Genomic DNA, 10,475 nt, shown 5'->3' with positions numbered 1-10,475 from the left:
CCCCGCCGCAGCCCTACGGCGGGTACGGAGGGTACGGCGGCTATAGCGGCTATAGCGGGTACGGCGGCTACCCGCCTCCTCCCCCCGCCGCCCCGAAGAACGGTCTGGGCACCGCCGCGCTGGTCCTCGCGATAGTCGGGCTGCTGCTGTGCTGGACGGTGGCGGGCGGTGTCCTGCTCGGCATCGCCGCAATCGTGCTGGGCTTCCTGGCCCGGAGCCGGGTCAAGAACGGCGAAGCCACCAACGGCGGCGTCGCTCTCGCCGGCATCGTGCTGGGCGCGGTCTCGATCGTCGCCAGCCTGGTCATCGTCGCGATCTACGCGACGCTCGGGGTCGCCCTGTTCCGGGACCTTGGCGGCGGCGACTACGTCGACTGCCTGCAGCGCGCCGGAAACGACGAGCAGGCCGCCCAACGGTGCGCCGACGAGTTCACGCAGCGGGTGGAGGAGTCGTTCTCCATCACCGTCACTCCGACGCCGTAGCCCGCCCCGGGAAGTACTTGACGATGCCCTCCTGCACGACGGTGGCCAGCGGCTGACCCTGACGGTCGAAGAAATGGCCGGTGCCCAGCCCGCGGGACTCGGCGGCCACCGGGGAGGTCGTCGAGTACAGCACCCAGTCGTCGAATCGCACGGGCCGGTGGAACCACACCGAATGGTTGGTGGTGACGGCGAAGATCCGGTCGTGCCCCCACGACAGGCCGTGGGTGGTGATGATCGAGTCGAGCACCGTGGTGTCCGACGAGTACACCATCGCCGCGGTGTGCAGGACCTGGTCGTCGGGCATCACACCCTGGGCTTTCATCCACACCCGGTTGTGGGTGAGCGTCTCGCCCTTGTCCCTCATCACCCACGCCGGATCGTTGGTGTAGCGCCACTCGATGGGACGCAGCGCGTTCGCGAAGTGCGGGACAACCTCTTCGTAGCCGCGCAGCAGATCGTCGATCGGTGGTGCGTCGAGCGGGTCGGTCAACGTCGGCGGTTGCACCCCGTGCTCGAGACCTTTGCCGCCTGCCAGGTAGGACACCATCGCGGTGGTCAGCAACTGGCCCTTCTGCATGACGTCGACGCGCCGGTTGGCGAACCGCCGCTCGTCGCGCAACCGCACCACGTGGAACTCCAGGTCCAGGTCGGGGTCGCCGCCGGCGATGAAGTGCACCGACAACGCACTCGGCGGTGTCGGGTGCTTGAGGCTGCGACTGGCCGCGACGAAGGCCTGGGCCATCATCTGTCCGCCGAAGGTCCGGATCGGGTTCTTGCTCGGATGGGTGCCGACGAAGGTGTCGTCGTCGAGCCGGTCCAGGTGCAGGATCGCCAGCAGTTCGTCGAAGTCCGCCTGCGGCCCAGACTTCTGCACCCTGCTACCTCCTGGTGTGGCTAGACGTCGTCCTCCCCGATGCGGTGGACGTGGATCAGATTCGTGGAGCCTACTGTGCCCGGAGGCGCGCCCGCGACGATGACCACCAGATCGCCGCGCTTGTAGCGGCCGAGGTTGAGCATCGACTGGTCGACCTGCCGGATCATTCCGTCGGTGGTGTCGATGTGCGGCACGATGAACGTCTCGGTGCCCCAGGTCAGCGCCAACTGGCTGCGCACCTCGGGCAGCGCGGTGAACGCCAGCACAGGCAACGGGGTGTGCAGTCGGGCCAGGCGGCGCACGGTGTCACCGGACTGGGTGAACGCCACCAACGCCTTGGCGTCGAGCCGTTCGCCGATGTCGCGGGCGGCGTAGGAGATCACGCCGCGCTTGGTGCGAGGCACGTGCGTCAACGGCGGTGCGGCCACCGAGTTGTCCTCCACCGCGGAGATGATGCGGGCCATCGTGCGCACCGTCTCGAACGGGAACTTGCCCACCGAGGTCTCCCCGGAGAGCATGACCGCGTCTGCACCGTCGAGCACCGCGTTGGCGACGTCGGAGGCCTCGGCCCGGGTGGGCCGGGAGTTCTCGATCATCGACTCCAGCATCTGGGTGGCGACGATGACCGGTTTGGCGTTTTCTCTGGCCATCTGGATGGCGCGCTTCTGGACCAGCGGCACTTCCTCCAGGGGCAGCTCCACCCCGAGGTCGCCGCGGGCGACCATGATCGCGTCGAACGCCAGCACGATGGCCTCGAGGTTGTCGATCGCCTCGGGCTTCTCCAGCTTCGCGATCACCGGCACCCGGCGCCCGACCCGGTCCATCACCTCGTGGACCAGTTCGACGTCGGCCGGCGAACGCACGAAGGACAGCGCGACGAGGTCGACGCCGAGTCGCAGCGCGAACTCCAGGTCGTCGATGTCCTTCTCCGACAGCGCCGGGGCCGAGACGTTCATGCCGGGCAGGGACATGCCCTTGTTGTTACTGACCTTGCCACCCTCGGTAACGGTGCAGACGACGTCGTTGCCGTCGATGTGCTCGACGACCAGACCGACGTTGCCGTCGTCGACCAGGACCCGGTCTCCGGGGCTGGCGTCCTGCGCCAGCCGTTTGTAGGTCGTCGAGACCCGGTCGTGGGTGCCCTCGATGTCCTCCACAGTGATCCGGATGGTCTCACCGTTGGCCCAAACCGTCGGTCCCTCGGCGAACCTGCCGAGCCGGATCTTGGGCCCTTGCAGGTCAGCAAGGATGCCGACGGCGCGCCCGGTCCCGTCCGATGCCGCGCGAACGCGCTTGTAATTGGCTTCGTGGTCGGGGTAGTCACCATGGCTGAAGTTGAGCCGGGCGACGTCCATGCCCGACTCCACCAACTGCCTGACTGCCTCCTCGGAGGCGGTGGCCGGGCCTAAGGTACAGACGATTTTCCCGCGTCTACTCACGGCCCCTGAGCATAGTCGTTAATCGATTCAGACGACGGCCAGCGGTAGGGTCCCGGGCCGTACCGGGGCGGGCAGATCCGAGTCGCCCATCAGATAGGCGTCCACGGCGTGCGCCGCGCTGCGGCCCTCGGCGATCGCCCACACGATCAGCGATGCGCCACGGTGGGCGTCCCCGCAGACGAACACCCCGGGGGCGTCGGTCTGCCAGTCCGATCCGCACGCCAGCGTGCCCCGCCGGTTCAGCTCCAGGCCGAGCGCGTCGAGCAGCGCCATGTGCTCGACACCTTCGAAGCCGATCGCCAGCAGCGCGAGGTCGCACGGGATCTCCATGGTGTCGCCGACCGGGACGACGTGCCTGCGGCCCTCCCCGTCGCGCTCGACCTTGACCTCGGCGATCTCCATCGCGCGCAGGTTGCCCTTGCCGTCACCGAGGAAACGCTGGACCGCGACCTCGTAGCGGCGCTGCCCGCCCTCCGCGTGCGCCGGCGCCAGCCGGGTGCGCAGCACGATCGGCCAGGTTGGCCACGGCGAACGGGTGTCGTCGCGCTGCTCGGGCGGTTCGGGGTTGTAGTCGAGCTGGGTCACCGATGCCGCACCCTGCCGGTGCGCGGTGCCCAGGCAGTCCGCGCCGGTGTCACCGCCGCCGATGATCACCACGTGCTTGCCCTCGGCGCTGATCTCGCTGGGACCGTCGCCCTCGCACTCCTTGTTGGCGGGCACGAGGTGCTCCATGGCCAGGTGCACACCGTTGAGGTCACGGCCCTCGACCTGGTTGTCGCGGGCGCGCAGCGCGCCGACCGCCAGCACCACCGCGTCGTGTTGAGCACGCAACTGCTCGACCGGGACGTCCACCCCGACTTCGCATTCGGTGACGAACCGGGTGCCTTCGGCGCGCATCTGGGCCAGTCGCTGGTTCAGCGTCGACTTCTCCAGCTTGTACTCCGGGATGCCGTAACGCATCAGCCCGCCGATCCGGTCGTCACGCTCGTAGACGGTGACGTCGTGGCCGGCACGGGTGAGCTGCTGTGCCGCGGCCAGCCCGGCCGGCCCGGAGCCGACCACCGCGACCCGCTTGCCGGTGGAGATAGCCGCCGGCTGGGGTTCGACGGTGCCGGACATCCACGCCTGGTCGGCGATCGTCTGCTCGATGCGCTTGATCGTGACACTTCCGCCGGTCTGCTCCTCGGCAATCGACAGCACGCACGCCGCCTCGCACGGCGCCGGGCAGAGCCGGCCCGTGAACTCCGGGAAGTTGTTGGTGGCGTGCAGGCGGTCACTGGCCGCGTCCCACCTGCCCCGGCGCACCAGGTCGTTCCATTCGGGGATGAGGTTGCCCAGCGGGCAGCCCGCTGTTCCGGAGTGGCAGAACGGGATTCCGCAGTCCATGCAGCGGCGGGCCTGCTGGGAGACCTCACCGGCGCGCTGGTGCGGGTCCTGGCGTTCGTAGACCTCGCGCCAGTCGCCGACACGTTCGTCGACGGGCCGCTTGGCGGCCTCCACCCTGGCCACTTCGAGAAATCCGTGCGGATCAGCCACGGCTGGCCTCCATGATCGCCGAATCGACATCCCGGCCTTCGGCCTGGGCCATCCGGGTGGCTTGCAGCACGCGCTGGTAGTCGCGCGGCATGATCTTGGTGAATTGGGCGCTGCGCCTTGGCCAGTCGGACAGCACCGAGGTGGCCACCGTGCTGCCGGTGTAGCGGGCGTGCCGGGCGACGACGTCGTGCAGCCAGGACAGATCCTCGGGTTCGAGGCGCTGCAGCTCCACCATCTCGGTGTTCACCCGGCTGGGGTCCAGGCCGAGCACGTAGGCGATACCGCCCGACATGCCCGCGGCCATGTTGCGGCCCACTTTGCCCAGGACGACCACCCGGCCGCCGGTCATGTACTCGCAGGCATGGTCGCCCACGCCTTCCACGACGGTCAGTGCGCCGGAGTTGCGTGCCGCGAACCGCTCCCCCACCCGGCCGCGCAGATACAGCTCACCGGCGGTGGCGCCGAACAACAGCGTGTTGCCGGCGATCACGTTGTCCTCGGGCAGGAACAGCACGTCGTCCTGCGGTTTGACGACGATCTTCCCGCCCGAGAGTCCCTTGCCCACATAGTCGTTGGCGTCACCGACGAGTTCCAGAGTGACACCCGGCGGCAGGAACGCACCGAGGGACTGCCCCGCCGACCCGGTCAGCGTGATGTGCACGGTGTCCTCCGGCAGGCCCTGCGCCCCGTAGCGGCGGGTGATCTCACTGCCCAGCAGCGTGCCTACCGTGCGGTTCACGTTGCGGATCGGCAGTTCCAGGCGCACCGGGTGCGCGTCCTCCAGTGCGCCTTCGGCGAGTTGGATCAGCGTCTGGTCCAACGCCTGATCCAGCGCGTGGTACTGCTCGTGCACCCGGCGGCGCGCGGCGGGCTGCCCGGTGTGGGCATCGGCGGGCACCGCGAAGATCGGGGTCAGGTCCAGGCCCTGGCTCTTCCAGTGCGCAACGCCGGCGGCGGTGTCGAGCATCTCGGCGCGCCCGACCGCCTCGTCCACACTGCGGAAGCCCAACTCGGCCAGATACCTGCGGATGTCCTCGGCGATGAACCGGAAGAAGTTCTCCACGAACTCCGGCTTGCCGGTGTAGCGGGCCCGCAGTTCGGGGTTCTGCGTGGCCACCCCGACCGGGCAGGTGTCGAGGTGGCAGACGCGCATCATGATGCATCCCGAGACCACCAGCGGCGCGGTCGCGAACCCGTACTCCTCGGCACCGAGCAGCATCGCGACCATCACATCGCGGGCGGTGCGCATGCCGCCGTCGCACTGGACGGTGATGCGGTCACGCAGGCCGTTGAGCATCAGGGTCTGCTGGGTGTCGGCCAGCCCGATCTCCCACGGGGCGCCCGCGTGCTTGAGGCTGGTCAGCGGGGCGGCGCCGGTGCCGCCGTCGTAGCCCGAGATCAGCACGACGTCGGCGTGCGCCTTCGACACCCCGGCCGCGACGGTACCGACCCCGACCGAGCTGACGAGCTTGACGTGGATGCGGGCCTCGGAGTTGGCGTTCTTCAGGTCGTGGATCAGTTGCGCGAGATCCTCGATCGAGTAGATGTCGTGATGCGGTGGCGGCGAGATCAGGCTGACACCGGGCGTCGCGTGACGGGTCTTGGCGATGTTCGGGTACACCTTGTAGCCTGGAAGCTGGCCGCCTTCACCGGGTTTCGCGCCCTGGGCCATCTTGATCTGGATGTCGGTCGCATTCACGAGGTAGTCGCTGGTGACGCCGAAACGGCCGGAGGCCACCTGCTTGACCGCGCTGCGCCGCTGCGGGTCGTACAGCCGGTCGACGTCCTCGCCGCCCTCCCCCGAGTTCGACCGGCCGCCGAGCTTGTTCATCGCCACGGCCATCGTCTCGTGCGCCTCGGCCGAGATCGACCCGTAGCTCATCGCACCCGTGTTGAAGCGGGTGACGATCGATTCGACCGACTCGACCTCGTCCAGAGGGACCGGAGGGCGCACGCCCTTCTTGAACTCGAACAGGCCGCGCAGCGCTCCCCCTTCGCGGGCCAGCCGGTCGACCTCCGCGGAGTACTTCTCGAACACCTCGTGCCGGCCGGTCCGCGTCGAATGCTGCAGCAGAAACACCACTTCGGGGGTGAACAGGTGCAGCTCCCCCTCACGGCGGAAGGCGTACTCGCCGCCGACCTCCAGTCGCCGGTGCACCCGCTCGGTCGGGTTTTCGGGGTAGGCGCGGCGGTGCCGCAGCTTCACCTCTTCGGCGATCACGTCGAGCCCGACGCCGCCGAGTTGGGTCGGCGTGCCGGTGAAGTACTCGTCGATGACGCCCTTGTCGATGCCGATGGCTTCGAACGCCTGCGCGGCGGTGTAGGAGGCGACGGTGGAGATGCCCATCTTGCTCATCACCTTCATCACACCCTTGCCGAGCGCCTTCGTGTAGTTGCGCACCGCGGTGGCCGGCTCGATCCCGGTGAGCTCACCTTCGCGGATGAGATCCTCGATGGACTCGAAGGCCAGGTACGGGTTGACCGCGGCGGCGCCGAAGCCGATCAGCATCGCGATGTGGTGGACCTCGCGGGCGTCGCCGGACTCGACCACGAGGGCGACGGTGGTGCGCTCCTTGGTGCGGACGAGGTGGTGGTGCACGGCCGAGACGGCCAGCAGCGACGGGATCGGCGCCTTGGTGTGGTCGGAGTCCCGATCGGAGATCACCAGCGTCCGAGCACCTTTGGCGATTGCGTCGCTGGCGCGCAGGCGCAGCTCCTCCAGCGCCTCGGCCAGCGCTTCGCCGCCGCGCTCCACGTCGTAGAGGGCGCGCAGCACCGCGGTGCGCAGGCCGGGGTGCTCGCCGTCGGCGTTGATGTGGACGATCTTGTTGAGGTCGTCGTTGTCCAGGACCGGCCAGGTCAACTTGATCTGCCGACACGACGCCGCCGACGGCTCGAGCAGGTTCTGCTCGGGGCCCATGATGCGCGACATCGAGGTGACGATCTCTTCCCGGATGGCATCCAACGGCGGGTTGGTCACCTGCGCGAACAGTTCGACGAAGTAGTCGTAGAGCAGTTTGGACCGTTGCGAGAGCACCGCGGTCGGGGTGTCGGTGCCCATCGAACCCAGCGGCTCGGCGCCTGAGGCCGCCATCGGGGTCAGCAGGATCCGCAGGTCCTCTTCGGTATAGCCGAAACTGACCTGCCGTCGCACCACCGATTCGTGGTTGGGCTGCACCCGGGTTCGGTGTGGCAGGGTCTTGAGCTCGAGCAGGCCCGCGTGCAGCCATTCCCCGTAGGGTTCAGCGTGGGCGAGCTTCTCCTTGATCTCGTCATCGGAGACGATGCGGCCGGCCGCGGTGTCGATGAGGAACATCTTGCCCGGCTGCAGCCTGCCCTTGGCCACGATCTCGGCCGACGGCACGTCCAGAACGCCCGCCTCGCTGGCCAGGATGATGCGGTCGTTGATGGTCCGCCACCACCGTCCGGGCCGTAACCCGTTGCGGTCCAACACAGCTCCGACGAGGGTGCCGTCGGTGAAGGTGACGCACGCGGGACCGTCCCACGGCTCCATCAGGGAGGCGTGGAACTGCCAGAAGGCGCGCTCCGCGGGATCCATGGTGGCGCTGTTCTCCCACGCTTCGGGGATCATCATCAGCACGGCGTGCGGCAGACTCCGGCCGCCCAGGTGCAGCAGCTCGAGGACTTCGTCGAAGGACGCCGAGTCCGAGGCGTCCGGGGTGCAGATCGGCGAGAGCCGGCTCAGGTCACCGGGAATACCAGCGCTGGCGAGCTTCGCTTCCCGGGCATGCATGCGGTTGCGGTTGCCGCGCACAGTGTTGATCTCGCCGTTGTGGGCGACGAACCGGAACGGGTGGGCCAGCGGCCAGGACGGGAAGGTGTTGGTGGAGAAGCGACTGTGCACGATGGCGATGGCACTGACGCACCGCTCGTCGCGCAGATCCGAAAAGAACTGCGGCAGCTGCATTGTGGTGAGCATGCCCTTGTAGACCATGGTGCGGCTGGACAGCGACGGGAAGTAGACTCCTGCGCGCTCGGCACGCTTGCGGACCGGGTAGACACGGCGATCGAGGTCGATGCCGGCGGGCCGGACACCGTGGTCTTCGGGGGCGGCGACGAACAACTGCGCCATGTGGGGCATGCAGTTGCGGGCCGTGGCGCCCAGCTCGGCTCCGTCGGGATCGACGGGCATCTCACGCCAGCCGAGCACTTCGAGACCCTCTTCGACGGCGATGGCTTCGACGGTCTCGCAGGCGTTTTCACGGGCCGCCCGATCCTGGGGCAGGAAGCAGATGCCGGCGGCGAAGGTGTTCGCGCCGTCGGAGGTGGGATCGGGCAACGGAAAGTCGACGACCTCACCCAGCAGCGCGACCGGGAGTTGGATCAGGATGCCGGCTCCGTCGCCACTGGTGGCTTCGGCGCCCGCGGCCCCGCGGTGCTCAAGATGTTCCAGGGCGACCAGACCGTCGGCGACGATGGAGTGTGAGCGGCGACCCTGGATGTCGACCACCATGGCCACGCCGCAGGAATCCGCCTCGTTGCCGGGGTCGTACAGGCCTTGAGGTTCGGGCAAAGCCGAATAAAGCATGGACACTGGCCTCCACAGTCCTGAATTTCGTGATCAGGGACTGCACCGGCCCGTTGGTCCAGTGTATCAGCGCGGAATGTTTGCTACCCGTCGAGAACCGTGGGGACCAGCGGAAACCCAGGCAGATTGCGAGCAACAGACCAGACGAGGACGGCTGTGACCATGACCACGTAGACCGGTGTGGTGAAGGCCGGGCGGCCTTGCCGGCGACGGATCAGCAGCCAGGCCAGCAGCAGCGGCGCGCCGATGAGGATGAACGCGTTGTCCACGAACGCCGCGGCCAGGTCGCCGTGCAACAGGTCATGTGTCATGCGTAACCCGCCGCAGGCCGGACAGTTCCATCCGGTGAGCGCTTTGAACGGGCACGCGGGAAACACGAAGTCCGCGCTGTGTGGATCGGCGATGCCGACATAGGCGAGAGCGGCGACACCTACCGCGCCGGCGCCCAGGCCGGCCAGAAGCCGGTTCCGCGTGCCCGTGCCGAAGCTAGGCGCCATCGCGCAGCGGACGCCCCTCCGGATCGCGCACCTTGTCGGTCAGGATGAAGACCGCGTCGACGATGCCCCAGACGATGGCGACCACGCCGCAGGTGAGCAGGCCGACCACCAGCTGGATGATGCCCAGCTTCGTGTAGCCGAGGTAGATGCGTCCGATGCCGAGCAGACCGACGAGCCCGAGTAGTTGAAGCAACCCGCCGACGAGCTTGGACTTCTCCGAGAGCGGCTCGCCCGTCACCGGGTGACGGCCCCAGGGCGCGGCGGGGTCGATGTAGCCGGTCTGGTAGCCGGGTCCGGGCGGCGGATAGGAACCAGAAGGTGCCGAGTACTGGGGTCCCGGTGGCGCATAACCCGGGGGCGGTGGTGGCATGTGCGGGCTTCCGCTGTCGTTACCGCTGAACGGGGGCTCGGTCATCACACCAGCATGCCAGAGCGCCTACGCCGGCAACCCTCTTCGTCGGCGGGAAGGTTCAGTCGGCGATGCGCACGGGCGGGTCGGCGAAGGCGGGGTCCTGCGCAGGCTGGCCGGGCCCCATCAATCCGCAGCGCTTCTCCGGCACCAGGTGCGTACTGAAGCCGCTGGGAATTCCGCGGGCAATCCCCACGCACCGTAGCCACGCGCCGTCGGGCTGGACGGGTCCATCGCATTTACTGATGAAGCCTCCGCCGTACAAACAGCCTGCGCCGGCTGTGGGCGCTGCTGCGATGAGCCCCGTGGCCGCCAGCAGCGCGGCCATTGCTCCGACGATGCAGCGCTTCAATGTTGCCTCCTTCACACCGCCGGGCGGCCGAGCTTGCACGCTACCGCGTTCGGCGCTGCCATTTGCGCCCTTTACCGCGGTGGGATTGCTGCACAGAGGCCGTTCCGGGCGACGTCAGCCCGATTGCCCGGGCTTGCCGGGACGGGTCAGCGGTTCCGGCGCCGCCGAACCCACTGACGGACCCGCTGGGTCACCTCGGACCGGACCTGGTTGAACGGCGTTTGCGGAGCGGCGGGGGCGGTCGGCTGCACCGGCTCGTCCGTGCCCGTGCGCGGAGGTTCGGCGTCGGCGACTTCCAGTTCGGCATCGGGCTCGGACTCGACGTCAGCGACCAACT

The 10,475-nt window shown here is 68.5% G+C and carries 9 protein-coding genes; 1 reads left to right on the top strand and 8 read right to left on the bottom strand.

The window, feature by feature from the left end; genetic code table 11:
- A partial coding sequence (locus MVA01S_RS26155) for a DUF4190 domain-containing protein (RefSeq protein WP_060941751.1) occupies positions 1-482 on the top strand: 482 nt, incomplete at its 5' end.
- On the opposite strand, the gene MVA01S_RS26150 is transcribed toward MVA01S_RS26155, so the two are convergent.
- The 8 genes from MVA01S_RS26150 to MVA01S_RS26115 all read right to left on the bottom strand — a co-directional run.
- On the bottom strand, positions 466-1,356 hold the full coding sequence (locus MVA01S_RS26150; protein ID WP_003932119.1) for an acyl-CoA thioesterase: 891 nt from the start codon (positions 1,354-1,356) through the stop codon (positions 466-468). The two genes, MVA01S_RS26155 and MVA01S_RS26150, sit on opposite strands and share 17 nt — an antisense overlap.
- A 20-nt stretch (positions 1,357-1,376) precedes the next feature.
- Complete coding sequence (pyk, locus tag MVA01S_RS26145; protein ID WP_003932118.1) at positions 1,377-2,795, bottom strand: pyruvate kinase; 1,419 nt, start codon at positions 2,793-2,795, stop codon at positions 1,377-1,379.
- 27 nt (positions 2,796-2,822) lie between these two features.
- Positions 2,823-4,331, bottom strand: a complete 1,509-nt coding sequence (locus MVA01S_RS26140; protein WP_003932117.1) for a glutamate synthase subunit beta — start codon at positions 4,329-4,331, stop codon at positions 2,823-2,825.
- Complete coding sequence (gene gltB, locus MVA01S_RS26135) at positions 4,324-8,880, bottom strand: glutamate synthase large subunit (RefSeq protein ID WP_060941750.1); 4,557 nt, start codon at positions 8,878-8,880, stop codon at positions 4,324-4,326. The genes MVA01S_RS26140 and gltB overlap by 8 nt, the downstream gene beginning before the upstream one ends.
- Positions 8,881-8,963: 83 nt before the next feature.
- Positions 8,964-9,377: a DUF2752 domain-containing protein gene (locus tag MVA01S_RS26130; protein ID WP_003932114.1), complete on the bottom strand. Its 414-nt coding sequence runs from the start codon at positions 9,375-9,377 to the stop codon at positions 8,964-8,966.
- Entirely contained in the window at positions 9,367-9,792 is a 426-nt protein-coding gene (locus MVA01S_RS26125) for an NINE protein (protein WP_040542153.1), read from the bottom strand. The genes MVA01S_RS26130 and MVA01S_RS26125 overlap by 11 nt, the downstream gene beginning before the upstream one ends.
- 55 nt (positions 9,793-9,847) lie before the next feature.
- A complete protein-coding gene (locus MVA01S_RS26120; RefSeq protein ID WP_040542249.1) occupies positions 9,848-10,138 on the bottom strand; it encodes a CDGP domain-containing protein in 291 nt (96 codons plus the stop codon).
- 146 nt (positions 10,139-10,284) lie between these two features.
- Positions 10,285-10,475 (bottom strand): hypothetical protein (locus MVA01S_RS26115; RefSeq protein WP_218006068.1); only part of this gene is annotated, 191 nt, incomplete at its 5' end.

The organism is Mycolicibacterium vaccae NBRC 14118 = CIP 105934, from assembly GCF_001552715.1.
GTDB classification, from domain to species: domain Bacteria; phylum Actinomycetota; class Actinomycetes; order Mycobacteriales; family Mycobacteriaceae; genus Mycobacterium; species Mycobacterium vaccae.
The sequence above is the reverse complement of the archived record's forward strand: the minus strand, read 5'-3'. Positions and strand labels throughout refer to the sequence as shown.

Bases quoted from the DNA above. Each gene is read 5' to 3' on its own strand.
- gltB (WP_060941750.1), bottom strand. From the start codon at position 8,880: ATGCTTTATTCGGCTTTGCCCGAACCTCAAGGCCTGTACGACCCCGGC.
- MVA01S_RS26130 (WP_003932114.1), bottom strand. From the start codon at position 9,377: ATGGCGCCTAGCTTCGGCACGGGCACGCGGAACCGGCTTCTGGCCGGC.
- MVA01S_RS26125 (WP_040542153.1), bottom strand. From the start codon at position 9,792: ATGACCGAGCCCCCGTTCAGCGGTAACGACAGCGGAAGCCCGCACATG.